Here is a 24,491-nt window from a genome sequence, read left to right as displayed (position 1 = left end):
GTCAGCCGCTGTCGTTGTCAGCTGGCAGGTTTTTTTGAGCGGTGCAATTGAACGGCAACAGATCTTCGATATCGGCGTCTGGCGCGCGTTGGGGCAATTCGGTGAGCGCGTGACGTAGCCATGCATAGGGATCGACGCCGCATGCCCGGCATGTCAGCACCAAACTGTAGATCACGGCGCTTGCCTTGGCGCCGGCAACGGTGTCGCTGAACAGCCAACTTTTTCGTCCGGTGCAAAACGGCCTGATGTCGCGCTCCAGAACATTGTTATCGATCGGGGCGAGACCGTCACTGGTGTAACGGGTCAGATAATCCCATTGGTTGCGTGCATAGGCGATCGCCTTGCCGGTCAAGCTTTCGGGTAGCACCTTCGGCGCCTGGTCGTCGAGCCAGGTCCGGAAGGCGGCCAATACCGGCAGGCTATGCTGCTGGCGCAGCCGCAAGGTGTATGCGGCGCGCGTTTCGCCGTCGGGCGGCGTCTGGCGCGCCACCCTCTCGACCTCGTACAACGCCTCGAAGAACTTGAGCGCCTGCAATGGCGGACCGCCAGGCTTTGTCCTGGCCTTGAGCGCATCGGTAAATTTCCTGCGCGCATGCGCCATACAGCCGAGATGGGTCGCGCCTGTCAGCGTGCGCCAGGCGTCATAGCCGTCGCTCATCAACAAGCCGCGATAGCCGGCCAGGAAGGCCTGAGGATGTTGCTGGCCGCGACCGGGCTGGTAATCGAACAGCACGACCGGCTGCGCGCAGTCCTGGCCGCTGCGATAGGCCCACATGAAGGATTTGGCCTGCGCATCACGGCCGTCCTCTTTAAGAACCTGGACCCAGGTTTCGTCGCCGTGGACCAGGGGCTGCGACATGAGCTTTTGCTGTAGCGCGTCATAGACCCGATGCAGATGCAACTCGCTCGCCCGGATCACCCAGTTGCCCAGCGTCCCGCGGCTGATGCTGACGTCGGCGCGCCCCAGCGCGTCCGCCACACGGTACAGCGGCGTGCCGTCGACGTATTTGTTGGCGAGCACCAGCGCCAGCGTCGATGGCGTGGCGACGCTACCCGGCAGCGGCTGCGCCGGCATCGGCGCGGTCACAATCGGGGTGTTCAGCGCGGTGCGCTCGCAGTGACGGCAGGCATATTTGAACCGCACATGTTGCAGCACCGACGCCTTGACCTCGACGTGCAACTGCTCGGTGACGGTCTCGCCCATCCGATGCATCCGATTATGGCAGCACGGACAGTCCTTTTGATCCTCACCCAGATCGTGTTCGACGCGTTGGCGCGGCAGATCGTCAGGCAGCGGCTTGCGGCCGCGTGCCTTCGGCGCCGGCTTTGGAGCCTCCGGCAATCCCGTGTCCGGCACGGCGACCGCCTCGACATCGTCGTCGTCCCGGCTTTCAGCGGCGGCCTGCTCGGCTTCGTTGAAGATGCGCTCCTTGAGCTTTTCGCTCTTCGGCGCATACCGGTGCAGGCGCTCCAGGCGCAACTGCTCCTCTAGCCCGTCTTATTCGTCAGAGTGCGCCTGAGAGGCTGGCGAGCGTGGTGTAAAGCGCTGATGCGGCGTAGGATTCGGTTGCAAAGCCAACCCCATCACCTTCAGCCGCGAACACCAGGCCCGCCATGACCGATGATACGATTCTGCCCTTCTCGTTTCCAGCCGTTCACGCCAAGAAAGTCACAGCTGCCTTCGATGGCGGTCGGCTGGCCTCGAACGGGGGCGTGATGCTTCTGGCGATGGCCGAGCGGCGTCTCGGCTTGGCCGACAATTTGGCCCGGGTGTTCCCGGATCGGCGCGATCCGACGCGGGTCGTGCACAGCCTTGTCGATATGTTCCGCGCGCGCATGTTCGCGATCTGCTGCGGCTACGAGGACGCCGACGACCTCGATCATCTGCGGTCCGATCCCGCATTCAAGCTGGCCTGCGGACGGCTGCCGGACACGGGTCGCGATCTGTGTTCCCAACCGACGCTGTCGCGGCTGGAGAATGCTCCGCGCCTGCGCGACGTGATCCGACTGACCTACACTTTGGTCGACGCATGGATGGATAGCTACCCGCGCGAGCCGGCATCCGTCACGCTCGACATCGATGATACCTGCGATGTCGTCCACGGCCATCAGCAGCTCTCGCTGTTCAACGCTCATTATGACGAACGCTGCTTCCTGCCGATCCACGTCTACGACACGGAGAAGAGCCGGCCCGTGGCGGTCGTGCTGCGGCCCGGCAAGACGCCGGGCGGCGTCGAGGTGCGGGCCCACCTGCGCCGCCTGATACGGCATATCCGGACGCGGTGGCACAACACGCGAATTACGTTCCGTGGCGACGGGCACTATGCCCGGCCGGAGGCAATGGCGTGGTGCGAGACCAACGGCATCGACTACATCTTCGGTCTGTCCGGCACCAAGCCGCTCGCCAGAAAACTCGACGAGGCCGCCGACGACATCCGCACGCGACGCGCCATCGAGAACCTGCCGGTTCTGCGTGGCTATACCGAGACGCGCCACAAGGCCAAGTCCTGGGATCGCGAACGGCGTACCGTCGCCCGTATTGAGGCGACGATGCTCGGCCTCGACATCCGTTTCGTCGTCACCAGCCTCGATGTCGGCTCGGCCGAGTGGATCTACGACAGCCTGTATTGCGCGCGCGGCCAAGCCGAGAATCTGATCAAGCTGCATAAGACACAGCTCGCCTCCGATCGCACCAGCTGCCGTTCGGCGCTCGCCAATCAAGTCCGCCTCGTTCTCCACACCGCCGCTTATTGGCTGATGCTGACCGTGCGCGACGCGATTCCCAAAGCCCGGGAATTGGCCACAGCCGAGTTCGCGACGCTGCGTCTTCGTCTCTTGAAACTCGCTGCCCGTGTCGTCGAGACCACGAGCCGCATTCGCCTTGCGTTTGCCGCGGCATGTCCCGAAGCCGACCTGATCCGCGGCTTGCCAAGCGCGCTGCTGCCGCTCGGTCCTTGACCGGCGGGGCGTCCGCCCCCCGTTCGCCCAACCTACACCTCAAGCGCGTTGCAAAGTACCGGTCGTCAGGCGGTGAAAAGCCGAAGGCAATCCCGCGCGCCTCGTCAGAGCAGATGTGCGGCCACATCAATCGGACTAAAAAAACGCACTCTCACGAATAGGACGGGCTAGATGCAGCACGCGTTGTGCGAGTTTCTCGTTTTCGGCCTTCAGCGCCGCGATCTCGGCCGCGTGCGCCGCGATCAAGGCTTCCAGTTCGTGCGTCGTGGGCTTGCGACTCATCGGAGTCTTGAATCGAAGTCATGCCGCCGCGTCAACCGGGCTCCCATGTCTTCGTCATGTCTTCGGCCGCGTCATCTGAGAACGGCCACGCCGAAGCCCGATGACGCCGCCCGCATCGAACACGCTCAGCCCACGCTCTGATATTGCCGCACCGGATGACGACGCACCGCCGCGATGTTGATGCCGTCAAGCAGCCAGTGCAGCTCCTCCGTCGTCAGCGTCAGCACCGCCTCCTGACTTCGGGGCCAGTGGAATCTGTCGGCCTCCAGCCGCTTCAGCAGCATCCAAAATCCTGACCGATCATAAATCAGCAGCTTGATCCGGTCGCGGCGACGATTGCAGAACGCGAACACCGCGCGCTGGAACGGATCCAGCCCCATCGACTGCTCGACCACGATCGCCAGGCTGTTGATGCCCGCCCGGAAGTCAATCGGTTCGCGGTGAAGGTAGACCCGAAGATCAGACGCCAGTCGGAACATCGCAACGCCCCAGCGCTTCAATCACCGCCGACAGCAACTGCGCGTCGCCGCCTTCCAGCGAAAGCGTCACGCCGTTGGGCATCGATGCCGTCAGCCGCCCTGCACAGGATCGCTCCGTCGCGCAAACCGCAATCGCGCCAGCAGATCGAGTTGGCGACGGCGACGGCGCGCGAACCGGAATAAAGGCTGGCGCAATCGGCGCCCGCGCCTCCGGCTGGCCATCCCCGTTCTGAAGTTGTCGCTTGGCCACCCACTTGCGCAGCAGGTTCGCGTTCACGCCGTGTTGCAGCGCAAGCCCCGCCAGCGACACGCCAGACTGCAGACAGGCCTCGACCAGCCGCTGTTTGCTGGCCGGATCATAGCGACGCCGGCCATTGCGCAACACGCCGACCGTCTCAAGTCTCAAAGGTTCTTCTGGAGTGATCATCGATCGTGTCCACCTCGCTCATGGTGGACACCTCATCCCATCCCCGCGCTCAACTGCATAGGTGCGTAGAAAGGAGCGCTTACCGAAGATCAAGGCGAACGCGTCGAAACACAAGGCGATGAGTTATGAGCGCATGAAGAAGCGCGAGGCGGAATTGAAGGCCGAGGTCGCTCGCATGCTGGCGGCCGCCGAGGCGGCGGATGCCTCGGAGGATGAGACTTTCGGCAACAGCGACGAACTGCCGGACTGGACCGTCGACAAGCAGAAACGGCTGGCGAAGATCCAGCAAGCGATGGCGGCGCTGGAAGCGGACGCCAAACTGGCGGCGGAGGAAGAGCGCCGCATCGAGGCCGAAAAGGAACAGCAGCGCCAGGCCGAAGGCCGCAAGAAGCCGGGCAAACCGGCGGCGCTGCCATCGGAGGAACCCAATCCCAAGGCGCAACGCAACTTCACCGATCCGGAAAGCCGCATCATGAAGTCGAAGGATGGCTTCGTTCAGGCCTATAATGCCCAGGCGGCCGTCGATGCACATGCCCAGATCATTGTCGCGCAAGAACTGACCCAGCACGGCAGCGATCAGGGCCAGTTGGTGCCCCTGATCGAGGCCATCGAGAGCAATCTTGGCCGCAAGCCGCGCACGCACGCGACGCGCCATCGAGAACCTGCCGGTTCTGCGCGGCTATACCGAGACGCGCCACAAGGCCAAGTCCTGGGATCGCGAACGGCGTACCGTCGCCCGTATTGAGGCGACGATGCTCGGCCTCGACATCCGTTTCGTCGTCACCAGCCTCGATGTCGGCTCGGCCGAGTGGATCTACGACAGCCTGTATTGCGCGCGCGGCCAAGCCGAGAATCTGATCAAGCTGCATAAGACACAGCTCGCCTCCGATCGCACCAGCTGCCGTTCGGCGCTCGCCAATCAAGTCCGCCTCGTTCTCCACACCGCCGCTTATTGGCTGATGCTGACCGTGCGCGACGCGATTCCCAAAGCCCGGGAATTGGCCACAGCCGAGTTCGCGACGCTGCGCTGGTTCCGGTCCTTCGTGCCCGGGGGCCCAGGCCGTCGGCGTGAGCCGCTCCAGCCTGAGCTACCGCCCATGGCGACATCAGCCCCTGAGTCGGTTCTGCAGTGCCTGCCGATTGGCAACGAGGTTGCTGAGGTTCAGCAGGTGTGGTTCCCGTCCTTGCTCCAATTGCCTAACCAGCGCCCGCGTGCCGTCCACCACGAAGACACCGCAATCATACCCGTTCCGCTGCCGGGCCATGCCGGCTGGCTCCAGGTGGAGGTCCAGCCGACCTGCGAGATGTTCTGCATCCGTGTCGTTGAGTCCGCCATAGGAATCGTAGTGATAGGCGACCGGCCGCCCCCGGTCGCTGCGATCAACGAACAGCAGCGACCAATGGTTGCCGAGGCTATTAGGATCTTCAGGATCGGCATTAATCACGGGCAGGAACAGGAAGTCGGCTGTATCGTTACCATTATCGTAGACGATGCGCTGGAATTCGGTTCGCACGACGCCATCGTCGTTAGAGCGCAGATAATTTAGGACGATGAGGGGATTCACGAACCGCGTCCGGGCGGCGAGATCCGGATGGTACCTCTGCAAATCCTGCTCCTGGAGCCGGTAATCCCTGTCGATATGCTCGTCGCCCAGCCATTCCGTGTCCTCGAGCACCAGCCCGCGGCCGTGGGAGGAGGCTGTCGGACCTAAAGCCCCGATCTGAGCATCAGCGGAGGTGCTCGGAAACGGCCGTACAGAATTAGCATCGTCGCGTGGTTCGGACGGCGTGGGCGCAGTCAGATCAACCAATGGAAAACCACGGTAGGTGTCTGAGCGAGCCCTGGCAGCGGGCGCCGGCTCAAAGTGAGCATCGTCGCGCAATTCGGTCGGCGTGGGCGCATCCAGATCAACAAAAGACTCAAGACCGCCGTAGGTGTCTGAGCGAGACTTGGCAGCGGGCGCCGGCTCAAAGTGAGCATCGTCGCGTGATTCGGACGACGTGGGCGCATCCAGATCAACAAAAGACTCAAGACCGCCGTAGGTGTCTGACGGAGCCCTGCTGGTTGATGGTGAGGCCGGCTCTTGCATCTGCCGCCGCGCCAGCTCCTCGCGCAACCACGCCAAAGCTTCATCATCCGAGAAGGCTGGCGCCGGAGAAAGCCCCTGCGGCGAGCCGGGCTGTCGAACGCCCTGGTGATGACCCGGTACTGGCCCGGCAAACGGCGGCGGAAAGTCAGGCGCCGGGCTCCAAGCATTGTCACGCAACTCGAACGGTGCGGGCGGATTCGGATGAACCGCGGCCTCAAGACCGCCTTCGATGTCTGAAGGAGCCCTGGCAGAGTGCGCTGACGCTGCTTCCAGGGTCGGCCACATACTCCAATCAAAGTTGAGCGGCATCTGCGGCGACCAGGTCGAGGTGGACCTGGCAGGTTCCTGCTGTCCAGCTTGGACTATGTCCTGCGCCTGCTCAGGGGGAACCCCGGACCACGGTGGGCCGTCTTCCACCATCAAACGGAGATCCTGATCGTAACCTTCCGGGAGGACCAATGGCCGACTGACAGCTCCCTGCGGCGCGCTGTGCTGCGCAGCGGCGCCCCCGACGTACGTCGCGACCGCATGCGGCGCCGTGGCATCTTCGTACCCGCTCGCCTGCATCATCGGCTGCGCCTGCCATGGCGATGCACCCTGTTGATGGGTGGGGGCCGCCGACGTCAGCAGGCGACCGCCTGAATTGGCGATCTCGCTCAGCTGCCGCTCGCTGGCAAGGCCGTGCAGATTGTCTAGGGGCCTCGGCCTCTTCGCTGGCCTCAACTCAGCTGTGTCATGCTCATCGTTGATGAGGACCTCCTCGCTTGGCGGGAGGTTGCTCCTGGCAAGTGCAGCCATCGACTCGTCCGGGAACGGCTGGCGGTCGTAGCCCCAGTTCAAGGGACGAATGGTCTCTCCGGGATCCGATGACTGGTCATGGCGCGCGGCTGGCTCGAGAGATGACGACGGGCCGGGTTCGTCCATCAGCTCCCAAAGCAAATCCTGATCGTAGCCTTCTACAGGAAGCAGCTCCTTTGGCCAACTGCCCGCGTCCTGCGACGCGCTGTGCTGCGCAGCGGCGCCGCCGACGCGCCACGGCTCCATCAGTACCGCGTTTTCGGGATCAGGAACGGGGGAAATATGGCGCTCGAGCTCCATCGCTTTAGCGCCGGCCTGCGATTTTCGGAGATCAGCCAGTGCGGCGCCGATAGTCCGATTACCCCCGGCGTCCTTCCTATAGCGCTTAACATCTTCATCCAACGTGTTGCCGGAAAGCCGACCAGCAATGCCCTTCTTGTTGTTTTCACGCAGGTAGTCACTGAAACTGCGTAGAGCAGTTGCATACGTCTTGCTGGTCCCTGTCGCTGTCGCTGCTTCGTTTTTGTACTCTTCGATGAGAGCCACGTCCTGGGGGTGAGGATTTAGCTCAGCGCGGCCTTTGATCGGCACGACTCCGCCCGTCGACTGGAAGGTCCGGAGATGGTCAATTGCCGGAAGGAGTCCCCTGTTATCACCCTTTTCGATGGCCTCGCGCGCATCATCGGTCAGCGACTGGTCGTCGAGCCGAGCAGCAATCGGATCTTTGTTATTTGCGACGAGCCAGCGGCCGAAGCGGCGAAGAGAATATATATAGCCGTGGGCGGTGGGATTGGCGGCGTTGCCATTGCGGAGGACCTCCTCAAGCCCCGAAATAAGGCGAGCGTCCTCGGAATAAAGAGGCTGCTTGCTCCGCCCTTTCAAAACCCCAGCTGACTGAGCCGGCTGCAGCGCCGAGGCGGCCGGCATTGCTCCACCACCTCCATTTGAATTGGCGATCTCGCTCAGCTGCCGCTCGCTGGCAAGGCCGTGCAGATTGTCTAGGGGCCTCGGCCTCTTCGCTGGCCTCAACTCAGCTGTGTCATGCTCATCGTTGATGAGGACCTCCTCGCTTGGCAGGAGGTTGCTCCTGGCAAGTGCACCCATCGGCTCGTCCAGGAACTGCTGGCGGTCGTAGCCCCAGTTCAAGGGACGAATGGTCTCTCCGGGATCCGATGACTGGTCATGGCGCGCGGCTGGCTCGAGAGATGACGACGGGCCGGGTTCGTCCATCAGCTCCCAAAGCAAATCCTGATCGTAGCCTTCCGCAGGAAGCAGCTCCTTTGGCCAACTGCCCGCGTCCTGCGACGCGCTGTGCTGCGCAGCGGCGCCGCCGGCGGGCATCGGCTCCATCAGTGCCGCGTCTTCGGGATCAGGAACGGGGGAAATATGGCGCTCGCGCTCCATCGCTTTAGCGCCGGCCTGCGATTTTCGGAGATCAGCCAGTGCGGCACCGATAGTCGGATTACCCCCGGCGTCCTTCCTATAGCGCTTAACATCTTCATCCAACGTGTTGCCGGAAAGCCGACCAGCAATGCCCTTCTTGTTGTTTTCACGCAGGTAGTCACTGAAACTGCGTAGAGCAGTTGCATGCCTCTTGCCGGTCCCTGTCGCTGCTTCGTTTTTGTATTCTTTGATGAGGGCCACGTCCTGGGGGTGAGGATTCAGCTCAGCGCGGCCTGCGATCGGCCCGACTCCGCCCGTCGACTGGAAGGTCCGGAGACGATCTATTGCCCTAAGGAGGAGACCGGGCTTACCGTTTCCGGCGAACTCGCGCGCATCATCGGTCAGTGACTCGTTGTCGAGCCGAGCAACAATGCCCTTTTTGTGATTTGCGAAGAGCCAGCGGCCAAAGCCGCGAAGCGAATATACATAGTCCTTGGCGGTGCGCTCGGCGCCGGTGCCCTTGATGAGGCCCTTCTCAAGCCCCGAAATAAGGCGAGCGTCCTCGGAATAAAGAGGCTTGTTCCGCCCCATTAAAACCCGAGTTGACTGAGCCGGCTGCGGCGCCGAGGACGACGGGCCGGGTTCGTCCATCCGGCCCAAATCCTGATCGTAGCCTTCCGCAGGAAGCAGCTCCTCTGGCAAACTGCCCGCGCCCTGCGACGCGCTGTGCTGCGCAGCGGCGGCGCCGACCCGCCTCGACTCCGTCAGTGCGGCGTCTTCGGGAGCAGGAACGGGGGGAATATGGCGCTCGCGCTCCATCGCTTTAGCGCCGGCCTGCGATTTTCGGAGATGGGCCAGCGCGGCACCGATCCTCGAATCAGCACCGGCGACCTTCCTATAGCTCTCGACATCTCCATCCAGCGCATTGCCGGAAAGCCGACCAGCAATGCCCTTCTTGTTGTTTTCACGCAGGTAGTCACTGAAACTGCGTAGAGAAACTGCATACGTCTTGCTGGTCCCTGTCGCTGCTTCGTTTTTGTACTCTTTGATGAGAGCCACGTCCTGGGGGTGAGGATTTAGCTCAGCGCGGCCTGTGATCGGCACGACTCCGCCCGTCGACTGGAAGGTCCGGAGATGGTCAATTGCCAGACGGAGTCCCCTGTTATGACCCTTTTCGATGGCCTCGCGCGCATCATCGGTCAGCGACTGGTCGTCGAGCCGAGCAGCAATCGGATCTTTGTTATTTGCGAAGAGCCAGCGGCCGAAGCTGCGAAGAGAACTTACATAGCCGTAGGCGGTTTGGTTGGCGGCGTTGCCATTGCGGAGGAGGACCTCCTCAAGCCCCGAAATAAGGCGAGCGTCCTCGGAATAAAGAGGCTGCTTGCTCCGCCCTATCAAAACCCCAGCTGACTGAGCCGGCTGCAGCGCAGCGGCGGCGGGCATTGCTCCACCACCTCCACTTGAATTGGCGATCTCGCTCAGTTGCCGCTCAAAGGTCGCCGCATCTGCGGACGGCGCCGCGGGTGAACTCTCTTGCGGGCCCGTGCTGTCCGATTGTTCACGCACCCACTTGATCGAGGGGAAATCCATCCCTTCTCCCTTTCAAAATATGAACCGAGCCTTCGATCTGACATGCTGGGAATCAGCAACAAACCACCCTTTACAGCCCTCGACAGGCACGCACCGTGAGCATCGGCAGCCGATGTGCTTCCAGTGCGACCAACCCTGTTAAATGGGGAAGCTGTCGAGAAACTGATGACCGACAACGTGCCGCGAGCATGGTGCATGACCTGCGCGCTTCGCCGTCAACAGCCGATAGACCGAAGATTCAGAGACAAAATACTGCTTCTCAATTCCCAAAGTCCGGGAATTGGCCACTGCCGAGTTCGCGACGCTGCGTCTTCGGCTCTTGAAACTCGCTGTCCGTGTCGTCGAGACCACGAGCCGCATTCGCCTTGCGTTTGCCGCGGCATGTCCCGAAGCCGACCTGATCCGCGGCTTGCCAGGCGCGCTGCTGCCGCTCGGTCCTTGACCGGCGGGGCGTCCGCCCCCCGTTCGCCCAACCTACACCTCAAGCGCGTTGCAAAGTACCGGTCGTCAGGCGGTGAAAAGCCGAAGGCAATCCCGCGCGCCTCGTCAGAGCAGATGCGCGGCCACATCAATCGGACTAAAAAAACGCACTCTCACGAATAGGACGGGCTATTAAGGCTCAGTTGATGTGGATCCTTCGGTGGAACGCTCATCATCAGCGTGCCAGCAAGGTTTTGCCAACCATTCACGCTTTCCACTCTGGCCGCTAACGGATCGAAAATAATTCTGCCGCAAGTTCGCACACGTGAAAGACATGGGGGATCCACACATGACCGGGCTGGCCGTTGAAGAAAATGTGCGCCGCTATCGTGCGATAGCTTCGCTATGCCGTCAGGCCGCGGCATTTCGGCCCCTTCAGCGGTGTTCATTGCTCGCCCAGGCTAATGAGTGGGAGCACAGAGCAGTTGCCGAGCTCGAGGGGCATTTCAGCGGTTCGGTAACGCCGTTTGAGCGTCCCTGCGCTGAGCGCCTTCAAGGGACGACTGGGCGAGAGTCGATCCGACGGGAGGCTTATTCGGAAGAGTGACTGGCTCTGGAACCTTTTGGGACCAGCGGGCGGAGAGAGGGATGGAAAATCCATCAGGTGGAGGGAAGCCGCGTCACCCCAACTTTATTCTTGGTGCCTGAGACGCAATAAGAAGACTCTGGAGAGGCCATTCCCAGCGGCCCAGCCCCCCTTCGATCCGGAAGCGAGCAAACGAATCCTGTTCGCGACGACCGCACCCGATTTGCCGCCAAGCCCGGCGTCCACGCAACCTTCGCGCGGGATTAATCTCCAGGTGACGGAAATCAATCCGGCGAAGCCATCCTTCCTACTAGACAATCGATTTCATGAAACCTGCATCGTGGAACCTATGGGCTGATGTCGGATTTCTGTTTTGCGGTTGGCGAAACGAGGAGCGGCATCGACGCCAACAGGTTCAACGATCGTGCAATGGGCCGTCCACCGCAAACGCATCGCGCAGACCAAGTTCCTTGCCGACCGAGGTATAAGCAGCTTAACTCTGTCCACTCTTTTGTGAGAAGAGCACTTCGTTCCTCCCTTCTTCGCCTTCTTCAACAGCTGTAGCGGGCACTATCGGAACCAAGGCCGCATCCGAAGCCTCGACCGTAGGCACCAATGGAAGACAGTGACTATTTGAAATGGCCTTCAGGTCGCATCTCGGCAAAGATCCGAGAGCGAGAGCCTCGCGTGTTAGATAAGTCGCCGCCAATCCATTCCAGGATTTCGCAACACGATACCAGTGCTCTTTTCGGGTTGGCAACAGTTGAAGCTTTCTTTGCGCCTTGCGCGCAGCCGCAAGCTTTCCGTCGCGCTTAGCTAGTTCCAGACTCTTACGCTCTAGTTCTTCGGTTCGTTTCCATCCATCCCCTCTGATTCTGCCCTCGGCAAAGTACTCGAAGGCGAGCCGGAAGGTCAGAGCACGACCTGCGGCGGCCCTTGGATCCAACTCTGGTTCGGTCAACCAACGCTGAAGAGTGTCGAGCTCCTCCGGCCCGCCAAGCGTGAGAACGTCACTCTTCCTAAAGATCGAGAATGTCACGTATGCAGCGACCTCAAGTTGAGTGTCTAAGTCCTGTGATTCCAGCCAGCGGCTGATTGCTTCTAAAGGAGACATGGCTTTAGCTCTGCTTCCTCGCAGTCGCGCTCAGAGCCCTCGCGACTGGCAAAAGGTGGTTTGACCGCGATTTGGCTCAGAGAACGCTGCGCTGGTCAACTACAAGAATCCACAGTTCATGCGGATAGCCGTGCTCCTTGGCCTTGTCGCACGCCAGCGACACCAACCAGGCTTTGGCTTCCGGCGTGATGATCGGTTGCCCGCCGTGGCCGATCCTCGATCGCCGCTGGCGGCCTAGTGGCTCTGCACAGTGATTTCGACAGGTTGGGTTCGGCGATCAGATTAGCTCCGGCAGGAGTTTCGGATCAACGAGGACCTCGATGCTGCGAGGTGTCCTGGGCTGCCGTCTGATAAGGCCGGCGCTTCCAGCGTCAGCACCATCTGGTGGACCGAAGGCGGGCTGACGCGGAAATATTCTTGCATGTCGGTTTCAGCCGGGGGCCTGCGATGCAGCCGGGTATAGAGGTGGATAAAAGCCAGATACTGCCCCTGCGTGGGCGTGAAGGGTTTTGTCGAAGGACTCACGCCGGCCATCCGATTCAGTTGTTCGTGCGTGCCTCGAACGAGGAGGCACGCCATGAATGTACGCTATCGGGTCGAACTCAGCCAAATCGAACGCACCGAACTGAGGGCGCTACTCAGCGGCGGCAAGCATGCGTCCCGCAAGCTCAAGCGAGCGCAGATTTTGCTGGCTGCCGATGCCGGGGCCGGCGACGAAGAGATCGCCAGGAGCGTTGGCGTGAGCGGTTCGACCGTGTATCGGACCAAGCGACGCTTCGTGGAAGGCAATCTGGAGCCGGCGCTGAGCGAAGAGCCGCGTCCCGGAGCGGAGCGCAAACTCACCGGCAAGGAAGAGGCGTTGCTGGTGGCGGACCGCCTGTGCCAGCCCCCCCAAAGGGCCGTGCCCGCTGGACGCTCAAGCTGCTGGCAGGCGCGATGGTCAAACTCACCGAACACAAGAGCCTGTCGCACGAGACGGTTCGGCGGCGCCTGGCCGAAAATGACCTCAAACCCTGGCGCAAAGACATGTGGTGCATTCCGCAGGTCGACGGCGAATACGTCGCCCGCATGGAGGATGTGCTCGACCTCTATGCCGAGGCGCCCGACTCCAGACGGCCAGTGGTGTGCTTCGACGAAAGCCCGGTGCAACTCATCGGCGAAACGCGTCAGCCCATTCTGGCCAAGCCCGGCAGGCTCGAACGTTACGATTATGAGTAAGGCGCCTATCCCGCCACTTCCAAAGAGTCATAATCACTGTGACGAGGGTACTAGTACAACATCACCTTCATTCGTGGACGCTCGAATGATTCTCGCCAACAGACCCATCAGCTTCTGAGTTGGGTATCCGATCTTTCGCCCTTCTTACCGGTTGCTCGCTTCTCAAGCCACTGAACTGCGGTTTCAGTGCGCGGCCTTTTCAGACTGTGTCGCTTGGTGCGAGCCGGTAACACTGGGCTTTGGAGTCACGAGGTTAAAAGTGTGGTTGGTGAAGGCGCCTTGTGGGCACAAGAAGTGTGGCGCGACCTGCATGCCGAAAGCGGTCTCTCCGCCGGTGACGCCGACCCTTAACGCTCCGTCGCGGTCGACATCACATCGCGCCGCCCGACGCTTCCTCGCGCTCTCGCGGCTCAGCAGTTCCAGAACGAATTGTCGGCGCCATGGATGCCATGGATGACGCAGCGATGCTCTGAATGCGCCCTTTATTGCAGGCGAGTTTGGAGCGGGACATGGAAGCGTAGCGCAGGATGACGCCGATCGTTAACCCTCTTGATTTCCACCTGGATGATCCGTCCTGTACGGATTCGGTTGGCTGGCCGTCCGATACTTTTCCAGATCGCCGCCGAGAAACAAGACTTCGGTCTCCTCGGTCGGTGTTCCGCTCACCCACCTTCGCAAATCGTGGTCTACAGGATCCCTCGAGCGGGCAAGAATGCCATCGATGCGATCGGCCGGCCAAGCGGCAACACGCGGTACCCTGTAGGTGTGCAACTCCCTAGCGCTTTCAGCGATTGCCCTCGCGGAGTCCGTGTCCTCTGAAAGGAGCAGTCGCGAAGGGTCCTGGGCCAACGACACGAAAGAAGATTGTTCGGTGTAGCCGTTCGTGTGAAGTGCAGCACTGCGCGCCCTATCAATTTCATCAAGGTCGTCAGTGCAGAACGCCTCAGAGACATGCCGGATGCCGCGGGAACGCAAATCGGCGAGGGAGCGTACGTGGCTCATGGCATTCACATCGTCGTCCATGCGCGGCTTGCAATGACTGATCTCGTCCTGAAAGCGGTGCAGCTGCAGATACGACGACGTTAACACCTCATCGAAAACGCGGTCGCCATCGACGCGGGCGGAAGGTCCGGCTGTGCTTGGCCACTGTGCCGATCGCTGCTCGGCCCGCTCGATCTCGTTCCTGAGCGACTCAACGTTCGCTCCGGCCAGCGATGCGGCAAGTTCGGCGCGGCCCCTGACATAGGATGCGGCGGGGCACCGTTCGTAGTCTAGCGGCAACTCAGTTAGCTGCCGCTCAAAGCTCGCTTGATGCGGGGGCGAGTGTACTTGTGAGTTGGCCTGTGCGCTCACTTCTTTCGACTGTTCCTGCAGCAGGATACTGTAAGACTCCATAAAGCTTTCTGTGTCCCATGGGTCGATATTCATCGCGTTGCCTCGTTGAATAGCGCTCTCTTAGTGCTTTGTATCTAATAATACTTTGATATCTAACCCAGCTTTCGAGAAGCTGACGAGCCCCGCGGTCGGCTACAGCGACAACCACCATACCCTTTATAGTAGAAGGAAAAAAAACGGCCCCAGAGCGGTACGAGCCGGGGCCGTTGGAGTATTTGTGTATCTAAACATTTCCAGCTGACATCAGGCTTACGCCATCCCGAAAACTTTCGTTCACCCACGGTAAAATCCCAGATTGCGCTCGGCTATAGGGCGGGCCGCATGGGCCCGGGGCATGGCTATTCGTTCTCGACCCGAGCGTTCCTTGCGCTAATGCGGCACCGGCTTTCCCACCCTGCCAGACCCCAAGCTTCCGCAGGCTTCCAATCTCGACTGACGCGGGACCGGTCATGTGGCCCCAGCAATCGCCCCTGGGCCTCCAAGGGTGGCTGGGGCCACATCGTGCTGTGATGTCTCAAGACGCGACGAAATGAAGAATAATGATGGCACCTATGACGCAGGTCGCTATGGCAACGATCGCGCCGGTACGCCTATTCGGGAAACGCCAAAAGCCAGGATCGCAACGGCTAACAATATGGCGATCCTGATGAAGATCGAGGCCAATGGGATTGCTTCCTGGGTAAATCATCCGCAATTATGGGACGTCTACAGTCAACGTTCCAGCCCGAAACCTGCCGATCGTTCGTCGGAATATAACGAATGGAACTGTTCCTCCGCCCACGGTCAGTCGGTTACAAGCTCGAGAACGACCACGTCGTAATCCACGAGGAGCGCGAGGTCGGCCGGCTATCCTCTTTAGGATGAGCGGTCGCTCAGGATGATTTGTTTATATACGAGAACGCAGGTTGCGCCATCGGACTTGGGCCTGATCGACAGCGTGATGGTGTCGCCCGCCGCGACACCATCGGGCAGATCAAAGTCCTTCTCAGTGCCCGGAGACACTATCTCATTGACAGCCTCGCGTCCGTTCACGGCCGCGACGAGGACGTTCGATCCGACGCAGCCGCGGCCGATCTCGTCGATCCGGCCGTGAACCACATGGGCCGCGGCGCGCAATCCTACCGAGGCGTTTCCGACATGCGAGGTCGAGTAATCGGCGCTCACTCCGATGTGGTTCGGTACCCCGTCGGACGAGTAGACCCAAGCGCCGCCGTTACTTCGCGGCGCCGCAAGAGTTATGTTCCCGCTCTTGCCGCGCAGGTAGCCATCCGCCTTCGTGAAGTAGTCGAACGGATCAAGGCTGTTGATGAGCTGAAGTCGAAAAGAAAGTTCCGACTCATTGGTGACGGCGTGAGCTGCCCGATCAGGCACAGCTTTCGCCTCATCGAAAGACAGGATTTCGAGCAGAGATGCCTGTCCCGAAGCGGTGGGATCACGCCTGAAATAGGTTCCCCAAGTCACATCGAAGAAGGCCCATTTGCCGCTAATTTTCACTTCTGCCGCGATATGCGAGTGACGAACGTCGGCTTCATCCGGCCAGTAGAATTCGAGGCTGCGTGCCTCGAGGCCAACTCGTGTCGCGATGTTGAGAAATGCAGAAACCTGATTCCCGCAAATGCCGATCCCGCGCGACAGGGCCTCTTCATCGTTGGCGGGCAGATCCTCGGGGGATGTATTCGCGACAGCGCCATATCGCGTCGAGCTGACCTGCTGCTGGACGAGGTTCATAGCCGTGAGCGCCAGCCCAAATTGCCGCACGCGGTCCAAGTCGACATCTTTATCCCAGGTCAAACGCTTAGTGAGATAATCAGCATCTACGCGAACCTGTTCGACTACTTTCGAGATGGCTGGCTCCGTAACCGTTTGCGCCTGAACACTCGAACTCGCGATCAAAACTAGAACGGCCAACGATGGCGCGCATCGCATTCGGAACTCCGTCAAGACCTGAACAACAGCAGCGGACTCGGGAATTCACGCTAGCCAAACAACAGGGCCAAAGTGAGTTAAACGAAAGCCATGGACCTCTTCCTCCGCCCCAGCCGGGTCTTTGCCCTCTTCCTCTGGCGTAGGATCGCGGTCGGGCGTCTCGCCAGTGGCGATATCAATGATTCGCTTGGCGAGCTGGTTCGGGTCCCTAGGGCGTTCGGGGGGCATTTCGCATAACCCTGCGATCTTAGCCAAATTATCTTGCGGTTCCCATCTATCAACCGCGGGCGTCCTCGCGCTCCTTTCCCTCTGCGCTCTCTACGTGCCCCAGGCGACTGCTTTTCCTCCCTCACTGCAAAAGACTCATCAGCTTATGCAGGCACCAGCTCCATTGCCTTGCCGTACATCGTCTGCAGCTCGGCGACGGCATCAGGCCCGTCGCGCTCGGCCATCTCGCGCAGGACCGGCAGGCCGCTATCGATGCTGGCGATCACTTCGGCGCGGGTCGCGGCGCGGCCCTCGGCGAAGAACTCGACGCGCTCGGGATCGCCGACATTGAACAGCGCGCCACCGTGACCATCCTTGAAGATCGTGTAGCGCAGCGTCGTCCAGATCAGCGTCACGCCCGGATTCCTGCGCAGCATCAGGCCAGCAGGTTCAAGATGCTCGGGCACGTCCTTCTCGTTGCGGCGCATCTTCGGCTGCGTCAGGAATGGACAGGCCCGCACCGCATAGAGCGCGCAGTCCCGATGGCCCCCGTTGAAACTCTACTGTTTTCAATAAGTTGCGTCGAACATACCGCTCCGAACCTGACGCAGTTAGCCGATGCCCGCCCCCGCCAACTTACTGATCAAAACGGCCCTATCGATCCCTCTCGGTCGGTATCTCGTTGCCGGGTGGAAGATCCTTCTCAGCGCCAAAATCGCAGCATTTGCAGGTACTTGACCAGGGAGCTGGCATGCAGCAGCCCAGCGAAAAGGCCGTTTCTCCCGACAAAAACAGGCATTTCGGGCTGTCCGAAATCGCCCAAAACTGGCCTGCGGATCAGGTATCGCGCTGCCCGATCCGCGAGCTGGTGCCCAATGCCCGCAACGCGCGACTGCATTCCGAGGAGCAGATCGAGCAGATCGCGGCCTCGATCAGCGAGTGGGGCTGGACCATCCCGGTGCTGGTCGATGAAGCCGGGACGATCATAGCTGGCCACGGGAGAGTGCTGGCTGCCGAGCAGATGGGCATCGATCAGGTGCCGACGATGGTAGCTCGCGGCTGGTCGGACGAGCAAAAGCGCGCCTATCTGATCGCCGACAACAAGCTGACCGAGAACGGCCAGTGGGATCGCGCGCTGCTGCGCATCGAATTGAACGACCTTGCGCGGCTGGGCCTCGATAGCCTGACCGGCTTTTCCGAGACCGAGCTGCGCGAGATGGGCGTGGGCGTCGAGGCGCTGGGCGGCATGCCTGTGCTTGCCGATGGCGAGCGCTCGCCCTTCCAGCAGATGACCTTCATCCTGCACGAGACGCAGGCCGAGACCGTGAGCACGGCGATTGAGCGGGCATCGCAGGCGCTGGGGCCGCCGAGCGAGGCCTCGGAAAACAAGAGCCGGAACGGCAACGCGCTGGCGGAAATTTGCCGCGCGTACCTGGCGCAATGACCAGCGCGAAGGAGATCGAGGTCCGCCCCATCGCCAAGCGCGATGCTGATGCGCTGATCCGGCGCGTGCATTACAGCGGCAAGGTAGTCCGCAACTCGACGCTATCGCTTGGCGTCTTCCTGCACGGCATGCTGGAGGGCGCGATGCAATTCGGCCCCAGCCTGCAGAAGTCGAACATCGTACATCTGGTCCGCGACACCGGCTGGAACGGCTTCCTCGAATTGAACAGGCTGGCCTTCACCGATGCGCTGCCGCGCAATTCGGAAAGCCGCGCGCTCGGCATCGCGCTGCGCATGATCAGGAAGAACTACCCGCATATCGAATGGATCATCTCCTTCGCCGACGCCTGCCAATGCGGCGACGGCACGATCTATCGGGCGGCGGGCTTTCTGCTCACGATGATCAAGACCAACAAGGACCTGCACATCGCCGAGGACGGCAGCATCTGGCGGCGACGGGCGGCCGATGGCGCGGCACTGGCCCGACGCTCGAAGGCTACACGCTGCGCTACATCTATTTCACCAATCCAGCAGCGCGCTCGCGCCTGATCGGCGAGCCGCTGCCGTACAGCGCCATCGAGGCGCGCGGCGCAACCATGTATCGCGGCGTGCGTGGGAAGCAGGCGATGGCTGGCACCAACCAGCACAGCGACGGCGCAGCACCGATCCCCACGCTCCAGCGGAAAGACGAGAGGAAGAAAGATGAAACCCGGAAAGCGGCCACTGCCGACGCACCTGAAGCTACTGCGCGGGAATCCAGGCCAGCGAAGATTGCCTGACGAGCCGCAGCCCGAGCAGCTGCCGGATGTCCCCGAGCCGCCGCCCTTCATCACCGGCTATGCCGCCGATGAATGGTGGCGCACCGCCCCCGAGCTGCATCGGCTCGGCCTGCTTACGGTGGTCGATATCCCGGCGCTCGCGACCTATTGCCATGCCTTCGGGCAATGGCGGCTGGCGTCTGAAGCGCTGGCGCGGATGCAGTCAGGCGATCCGGTCATGCATGGCCTGATCATCAAATCGAAAATTGGCGACGCCGTACAGAACCCGCTAGCCCGTCCTATTCGTGAGAGTGCGTTTTTTTGGTCCGATTGATGTGGCCGCACATCTGCTCTGACGAGGCGCGCGGGATTGCCTTCGGCTTTTCACCGCCTGACGACCGGTACTTTGCAACGCGCTTGAGGTGTAGGTTGGGCGAACGGGGGGCGGACGCCCCGCCGGTCAAGGACCGAGCGGCAGCAGCGCGCTTGGCAAGCCGCGGATCAGGTCGGCTTCGGGACATGCCGCGGCAAACGCAAGGCGAATGCGGCTCGTGGTCTCGACGACACGGGCAGCGAGTTTCAAGAGACGAAGACGCAGCGTCGCGAACTCGGCTGTGGCCAATTCCCGGGCTTTGGGAATCGCGTCGCGCACGGTCAGCATCAGCCAATAAGCGGCGGTGTGGAGAACGAGGCGGACTTGATTGGCGAGCGCCGAACGGCAGCTGGTGCGATCGGAGGCGAGCTGTGTCTTATGCAGCTTGATCAGATTCTCGGCTTGGCCGCGCGCGCAATACAGGCTGTCGTAGATCCACTCGGCCGAGCCGACATCGAGGCTGGTGACGACGAAACGGATGTCGAGGCCGAGCATCGTCGCCTCAATACGGGCGACGGTACGCCGTTCGCGATCCCAGGACTTGGCCTTGTGGCGCGTCTCGGTATAGCCACGCAGAACCGGCAGGTTCTCGATGGCGCGTCGCGTGCGGATGTCGTCGGCGGCCTCGTCGAGTTTTCTGGCGAGCGGCTTGGTGCCGGACAGACCGAAGATGTAGTCGATGCCGTTGGTCTCGCACCACGCCATTGCCTCCGGCCGGGCATAGTGCCCGTCGCCACGGAACGTAATTCGCGTGTTGTGCCACCGCGTCCGGATATGCCGTATCAGGCGGCGCAGGTGGGCACGCACCTCGACGCCGCCCGGCGTCTTGCCGGGCCGCAGCACGACCGCCACGGGCCGGCTCTTCTCCGTGTCGTAGACGTGGATCGGCAGGAAGCAGCGTTCGTCATAATGAGCGTTGAACAGCGAGAGCTGCTGATGGCCGTGGACGACATCGCAGGTATCATCGATGTCGAGCGTGACGGATGCCGGCTCGCGCGGGTAGCTATCCATCCATGCGTCGACCAAAGTGTAGGTCAGTCGGATCACGTCGCGCAGGCGCGGAGCATTCTCCAGCCGCGACAGCGTCGGTTGGGAACACAGATCGCGACCCGTGTCCGGCAGCCGTCCGCAGGCCAGCTTGAATGCGGGATCGGACCGCAGATGATCGAGGTCGTCGGCGTCCTCGTAGCCGCAACAGATCGCGAACATGCGCGCGCGGAACATATCGACAAGGCTGTGCACGACCCGCGTCGGATCGCGCCGATCCGGGAACACCCGGGCCAAATTGTCGGCCAAGCCGAGACGCCGCTCGGCCATCGCCAGAAGCATCACGCCCCCGTTCGAGGTCAGCCGACCGCCATCGAAGGCAGCTGTGACTTTCTTGGCGTGAACGGCTGGAAACGAGAAGGGCAGAATCGTATCGTCGGTCATGGCGGGCGTGGCGTTCGCGGTTGAGGTGATGGGGTTGGCTTCGCAACCGAATCCTACGCCGCATCAGCGCTTTACACCACGCTCGCCAGCCTCTCAGGCGCACTCTGACGAATAAGACGGGCTAGTCTCCATCGTCCGCAAGCATGCAGGCGATGTGGTCCGCTTCGCCGCCGAGTTCGGCCTCACGCCAGCTGCGCGCAGCCGCATCAGCGCGGGCATTCATGGCGACAATTCGCAGAGCAAGTTTGCCGGACTCCTCGCCGGTTAAGCGCACGCCTGACGGCAGGCGGCGCGCACTGGCCGTTATCAAATTCATCGAGCGCCTGACCGTGCCCTCGGGGCACGGCATGGGGAAGCCCTTCAAGCTGCAGCCTTTCCAGAAGCTATTCATCCGCGCGATCTATGAGCCGCATCTCGGCCTGCGCCGCGCGGTGCGCCGCGCCATCCTCTCGATGGCGCGCAAGAACGGCAAGACCGCGCTGATCGCGGCAATCGTGCTCGCGCATCTGGTCGGCCCCGAGGCCGTGGTGCATGGCGAAATCTATTCCGCCGCCAATGATCGCGATCAGGCCGCCATCGTCTACAAATTCGCTCGCCAGATGGTCGAGCTGGAGCCCGAGCTGGCGAAGGAGATCGAGCTGGTGCCATCGACCAAGACCATGGTCGCGCGCCGCACTGCCTCGGTCTACCGCGCGATCAGCGCCGAGGCAGGCACCAAGCACGGCTATCTGCCGAGCCTCGTGATCTATGATGAGCTGGCCCAGGCGAAGAACCGCGACCTCTATGACGTGCTCGATACCTCCTTCGGCGCGCGGGATGAACCGCTCTTCATCGTGATCTCAACGCAGAGCAACGATCCTGAGCACATCATGTCGAAGCTGATCGATGACGGGCTTTCCGGCGTCGATCCCGCCATCGTCTGCCATCTCTACGCCGCCGCCGAGGACTGCGAGCTGGCCGATGAGAAGCAATGGCACAAGGCGAATCCTGCGCTCGGCAAATTCCGCGACTATGAGGACCTCGCGACCGCGATCCGCAAGGCGATCCGGATGCCCGCCGAGGAGCCGAAGGTCCGCAATCTATTCCTGAATCAGCGCGTTTCGTCCATCGCCTCGCAGATCTCGCGAGCGGAATGGATGGCCTGCGCTGGCGACGCCCCGCTGGCGCAGGGCGAGGAAGTCTATCTCGCGCTCGATCTTTCGAGCACCGTCGATCTCACCGCGCTGATGATCGGCTCCGTCGATGATCCCTGCCGCATCGAGCCGCATTTCTGGAAGCCGCGCGATCATCTCACCGAGCATTCGAGCCGCGACTTCGGCTCGGGATCGCATCGCTACCGCGAGTGGGCCGAAGCTGGCCATCTCAAGATCAGCCCCGGCAAATCGATCAACCCGGAGGTGATCGCGCTCTTCATCGCCGAGATGACGCAGCGCTACAAGGTCAAGGGCATGGCCTATGACCGCTGGCGCATCAACGACATCCTGCGCGAGTTCGACCGCATCGGCCTGCAGGCTTACGAGGACGGCGAGAAGGGCGGCGACGGCCTGCGGCTGGTGCCATGGGGCCAAGGCTTCAAGGACATGGGGCCTGCCATCGATGCGCTGGAGCTGGCGATCATCGAGCGCAAGCTGATCCATCCCGGCAATCCGGTGCTGAACTGGAACATGGCGAACGCTGTGGCGACCACGGACCCGGCAGGCAATCGCAAGCTGGACAAGGACAAGGCGCGCTTTCGCATCGACGGCGCGGTCTCCATCGCCATGCTGCTCGGGCTGCGCGCTCGGGATCGCGGCAATGAGAAGCCCATCGATATCGCGGCGCTGATCGGATGAGCCGCGAGGACTGGAAGCATTTCTACGACACCGCCTTCTGGCAGCGCCGCCGCAGGCAGCAGCTGCTCGCGCATCCGCTCTGCAAGTTCTGCGCAGCGGACGGCATCGTCACCCCGGCCACCCATGTTCGATCACGTCGAGCCGCATCGCGGTGACTGGACTCTGTTCTGCCTGGGCGCGCTGCAAAGCCTTTGCTCGCCCTGCCATAGCTCGACCAAGCAGCGGATCGAGGCGCGCGGCTTCGATGTCGCGGTCGATGCCGATGGCTGGCCGACCGATCCGAACCATCCCGCCAACCGGCACCGCTGAAGGAGACGCATCATGCCGCTTCAGGTTATCGACGGACCCACTATCGCAGCTGGCGAATCCCTTTCCGATGGCATTGATTGCTCGGCTGGCGTGATCGTCCGCATCACCGTTCCGCAGGAATACACGGCAGCGAATCTGACGCTGCAAGTTTCCAGCGACGGCAACTTCTACAATGATCTGTACGGCAGCAACGGCGAGGAAGTGACCATCGTCGCAAAGCCGAACAGCGGGATCGTCATCGCCGAGCATTGGGCTCGCGCCATTGCCTTCCTGAAACTCCGCTCAGGCACGCGCGATCATCCGGTCGATCAGAAGGTCGATTGCAAGTTCGCCATCGCTGTCGAAACAGCGGCCTAGTACCAACTTTTCTTGGAACGTGAGTCGTGATTCAAGATATGGATGATCCCCGAAGCAAGAGAAGTCCACCTTTCGCGGAGAGACCGCAAGGTTCTTGAGGCGTGCTGTCGCTCGCCGGTGACGCTGCAGCGCGATTTGAAGCGGGCGCGGATAGTTCTGTTGGCGGCGGACGGGCGCAGCACCCGCTCGATCGCCAAAGAAGTCGGAGTCCAGCCGCGGATTGTCAGCCTTTGGCGACACCGCTATGCCGATCATGGCCTTGAAGGACTGCACGACAAGCCGCGGCCCGGCAAGCAGCCGATCTATACGAAGGCCACCGACAAGCGGATTCTGAAGCTGCTGGATAAGCCGCCACCGCAGGGGTTTGCGCGCTGGACTGGCCCGCTGCTGGCCGAGGCGCTGGGCGATGTTGATGTCCAATATGTCTGGCGGTTCCTGCGTAGCCACAAGATTGACCTTGCGGCTCGCAAGTCCTGGTGCAAGAGCAACGATCCGAACTTTACGGCCAAAGCCGCCGATGTTGTTGGCCTCTACGTCGTCCCGCCCGCGAAGGCCATTGTGCTATGCGTGGACGAGAAGCCCTCGATCCAAGCTTTAGAGCGAGCGCAGGGTTATCTGAAGTTGCCCAATGGCCGCGCCTTGACCGGCCAGAGCCACGATTACAAGCGGCATGGCACTACGACATTGTTTGCGGCGCTCGAAGTCGCCACCGGAAAGATCATCGCGGCTCATTCAAAACGCCGTCGCCGCGTCGAGTTCCTCGACTTCATGAACGGCGTTATCGCGGCCTTTCCGGGCCGAAAGCTTCACGTCATCCTCGACAACCTCAACACCCACAAGAAAAACGAGCACTGGCTCAAGGGCCACCCCAACGTGCAATTTCATTTCACGCCGACAAGCGCGTCCTGGCTCAATCAGGTTGAGGTCTGGTTCTCGATCTTGCAGGGGCAGTCACTTAGCGGCACCTCCTTCACAAGCCTCAAGCAGCTTCAGGAACACATCAATGCCTACAACGACAAAGCCGAGCCCTTCGTCTGGACCAAGAAAAAGGTTCGTCAACGCCCCTTCAAAGGCCGCCGTATCACTCAGCTCTGATTCCGGGTACTAGACGCAGA

Annotated in this window: 21 protein-coding genes and 4 pseudogenes; 15 read left to right on the top strand and 10 right to left on the bottom strand. The window is 61.6% G+C overall.

Annotated features, from left to right (window positions below; translation table 11 throughout):
- Position 1: 1 nt before the first annotated feature.
- Positions 2-1,492, bottom strand: a pseudogene (tnpC, locus tag HAP54_RS22060) (IS66 family transposase); the annotation flags it as partial.
- Between the two features lie 122 nt (positions 1,493-1,614).
- Here tnpC and HAP54_RS22055 point away from each other — a divergent pair.
- Entirely contained in the window at positions 1,615-2,958 is a 1,344-nt protein-coding gene (locus HAP54_RS22055; RefSeq protein ID WP_166303842.1) for an IS1380 family transposase, read from the top strand.
- Positions 2,959-3,093: 135 nt separating this feature from the next.
- Here the strand turns inward: HAP54_RS22055 and HAP54_RS22050 are convergent, their stop codons facing one another.
- From HAP54_RS22050 to tnpA, 3 genes are all read right to left on the bottom strand, one after another.
- Complete coding sequence (locus HAP54_RS22050) at positions 3,094-3,240, bottom strand: hypothetical protein (protein ID WP_166303840.1); 147 nt, start codon at positions 3,238-3,240, stop codon at positions 3,094-3,096.
- Positions 3,241-3,365: 125 nt separating this feature from the next.
- The gene (tnpB, locus tag HAP54_RS22045) at positions 3,366-3,719 is read right to left on the bottom strand and encodes an IS66 family insertion sequence element accessory protein TnpB (protein WP_166205730.1); all 354 of its coding nucleotides are present in this window, start codon (positions 3,717-3,719) and stop codon (positions 3,366-3,368) included.
- Positions 3,700-4,146, bottom strand: coding sequence for an IS66-like element accessory protein TnpA (tnpA, locus tag HAP54_RS22040; protein ID WP_166205731.1), 447 nt, complete (start codon positions 4,144-4,146; stop codon positions 3,700-3,702). Before tnpA ends, tnpB begins: the two co-directional genes overlap by 20 nt.
- Positions 4,147-4,207: 61 nt before the next feature.
- Between tnpA and HAP54_RS22035 the strand changes: the two genes are divergently transcribed.
- Entirely contained in the window at positions 4,208-4,891 is a 684-nt protein-coding gene (locus HAP54_RS22035) for a hypothetical protein (protein ID WP_166303837.1), read from the top strand.
- Positions 4,773-5,174 (top strand): annotated as a pseudogene (locus HAP54_RS22030) (transposase); the annotation flags it as partial. The gene HAP54_RS22035 and the pseudogene HAP54_RS22030, both read left to right, overlap by 119 nt.
- 78 nt (positions 5,175-5,252) lie before the next feature.
- Here the strand turns inward: HAP54_RS22030 and HAP54_RS22025 are convergent.
- The gene (locus tag HAP54_RS22025) at positions 5,253-10,007 is read right to left on the bottom strand and encodes a Ulp1 family isopeptidase (protein WP_166303834.1); all 4,755 of its coding nucleotides are present in this window, start codon (positions 10,005-10,007) and stop codon (positions 5,253-5,255) included.
- A gap of 259 nt (positions 10,008-10,266) precedes the next feature.
- On the opposite strand from HAP54_RS22025, the pseudogene HAP54_RS22020 reads away from it, so the two are divergent.
- Together HAP54_RS22020 and HAP54_RS22015 are read left to right on the top strand one after the other, a co-directional pair.
- Positions 10,267-10,449: pseudogene (locus tag HAP54_RS22020) on the top strand (transposase); the annotation flags it as partial.
- Between the two features lie 327 nt (positions 10,450-10,776).
- Complete coding sequence (locus HAP54_RS22015; protein WP_224496563.1) at positions 10,777-11,034, top strand: hypothetical protein; 258 nt, start codon at positions 10,777-10,779, stop codon at positions 11,032-11,034.
- Between the two features lie 472 nt (positions 11,035-11,506).
- Here the strand turns inward: HAP54_RS22015 and HAP54_RS22010 are convergent, their stop codons facing one another.
- On the bottom strand, positions 11,507-12,127 hold the full coding sequence (locus HAP54_RS22010; protein WP_063618996.1) for a hypothetical protein: 621 nt from the start codon (positions 12,125-12,127) through the stop codon (positions 11,507-11,509).
- 577 nt (positions 12,128-12,704) lie between these two features.
- On the opposite strand from HAP54_RS22010, the pseudogene HAP54_RS22005 reads away from it, so the two are divergent.
- A pseudogene (locus HAP54_RS22005) lies at positions 12,705-13,342 on the top strand (IS630 family transposase); the annotation flags it as partial.
- A 543-nt stretch (positions 13,343-13,885) separates the two neighbouring features.
- Here HAP54_RS22005 and HAP54_RS22000 read toward each other — a convergent pair.
- The gene (locus tag HAP54_RS22000) at positions 13,886-14,773 is read right to left on the bottom strand and encodes a hypothetical protein (RefSeq protein WP_029084777.1); all 888 of its coding nucleotides are present in this window, start codon (positions 14,771-14,773) and stop codon (positions 13,886-13,888) included.
- Between the two features lie 496 nt (positions 14,774-15,269).
- On the opposite strand from HAP54_RS22000, the gene HAP54_RS21995 reads away from it, so the two are divergent.
- A complete protein-coding gene (locus HAP54_RS21995; protein ID WP_166303831.1) occupies positions 15,270-15,560 on the top strand; it encodes a hypothetical protein in 291 nt (96 codons plus the stop codon).
- Between the two features lie 35 nt (positions 15,561-15,595).
- Here the strand turns inward: HAP54_RS21995 and HAP54_RS21990 are convergent, their stop codons facing one another.
- Positions 15,596-16,498: a transglutaminase domain-containing protein gene (locus HAP54_RS21990; RefSeq protein WP_339156891.1), complete on the bottom strand. Its 903-nt coding sequence runs from the start codon at positions 16,496-16,498 to the stop codon at positions 15,596-15,598.
- Between the two features lie 539 nt (positions 16,499-17,037).
- Positions 17,038-17,361, bottom strand: a complete 324-nt coding sequence (locus HAP54_RS21985; RefSeq protein ID WP_165128075.1) for a hypothetical protein — start codon at positions 17,359-17,361, stop codon at positions 17,038-17,040.
- A 263-nt stretch (positions 17,362-17,624) separates the two neighbouring features.
- On the opposite strand from HAP54_RS21985, the gene HAP54_RS21980 reads away from it, so the two are divergent.
- From HAP54_RS21980 to HAP54_RS21970, 3 genes are all read left to right on the top strand, one after another.
- Positions 17,625-18,317 carry a ParB/Srx family N-terminal domain-containing protein gene (locus HAP54_RS21980; protein WP_165128073.1) on the top strand — a complete coding sequence of 231 codons (693 nt, stop codon included), beginning with the start codon at positions 17,625-17,627 and terminating at the stop codon, positions 18,315-18,317.
- Positions 18,314-18,865 carry a hypothetical protein gene (locus HAP54_RS21975; protein ID WP_175619471.1) on the top strand — a complete coding sequence of 184 codons (552 nt, stop codon included), beginning with the start codon at positions 18,314-18,316 and terminating at the stop codon, positions 18,863-18,865. The genes HAP54_RS21980 and HAP54_RS21975 overlap by 4 nt, the downstream gene beginning before the upstream one ends.
- Before the next feature lie 222 nt (positions 18,866-19,087).
- Positions 19,088-19,408, top strand: coding sequence for a P27 family phage terminase small subunit (locus HAP54_RS21970; protein WP_166303825.1), 321 nt, complete (start codon positions 19,088-19,090; stop codon positions 19,406-19,408).
- Between the two features lie 126 nt (positions 19,409-19,534).
- Here the strand turns inward: HAP54_RS21970 and HAP54_RS21965 are convergent, their stop codons facing one another.
- Positions 19,535-20,878, bottom strand: coding sequence for an IS1380-like element ISBdi2 family transposase (locus HAP54_RS21965; RefSeq protein WP_166295177.1), 1,344 nt, complete (start codon positions 20,876-20,878; stop codon positions 19,535-19,537).
- 221 nt (positions 20,879-21,099) lie between these two features.
- Here HAP54_RS21965 and HAP54_RS21960 point away from each other — a divergent pair, with 221 nt between their 5' ends.
- From HAP54_RS21960 to HAP54_RS21940, 5 genes are read left to right on the top strand one after another with little or no spacing between them, the layout of a single operon-like run.
- Positions 21,100-22,710, top strand: coding sequence for a terminase large subunit (locus HAP54_RS21960; RefSeq protein ID WP_166303822.1), 1,611 nt, complete (start codon positions 21,100-21,102; stop codon positions 22,708-22,710).
- Positions 22,707-22,865: a hypothetical protein gene (locus tag HAP54_RS21955; RefSeq protein ID WP_224741837.1), complete on the top strand. Its 159-nt coding sequence runs from the start codon at positions 22,707-22,709 to the stop codon at positions 22,863-22,865. The genes HAP54_RS21960 and HAP54_RS21955 overlap by 4 nt, the downstream gene beginning before the upstream one ends.
- Complete coding sequence (locus tag HAP54_RS21950) at positions 22,834-23,019, top strand: hypothetical protein (RefSeq protein ID WP_224741838.1); 186 nt, start codon at positions 22,834-22,836, stop codon at positions 23,017-23,019. The genes HAP54_RS21955 and HAP54_RS21950 overlap by 32 nt, the downstream gene beginning before the upstream one ends.
- Before the next feature lie 12 nt (positions 23,020-23,031).
- Positions 23,032-23,376, top strand: coding sequence for a hypothetical protein (locus tag HAP54_RS21945; protein WP_165128069.1), 345 nt, complete (start codon positions 23,032-23,034; stop codon positions 23,374-23,376).
- Positions 23,377-23,418: 42 nt separating this feature from the next.
- The gene (locus tag HAP54_RS21940; protein WP_166303819.1) at positions 23,419-24,471 is read left to right on the top strand and encodes an IS630 family transposase; all 1,053 of its coding nucleotides are present in this window, start codon (positions 23,419-23,421) and stop codon (positions 24,469-24,471) included.
- The last annotated feature ends 20 nt before the right edge of the window (positions 24,472-24,491 follow it).

The organism is Bradyrhizobium sp. 2S1 (assembly GCF_011516625.5).
Taxonomy (GTDB): Bacteria; Pseudomonadota; Alphaproteobacteria; order Rhizobiales; family Xanthobacteraceae; genus Bradyrhizobium; species Bradyrhizobium septentrionale.
The sequence above is the reverse complement of the archived record's forward strand: the minus strand, read 5'-3'. Positions and strand labels throughout refer to the sequence as shown.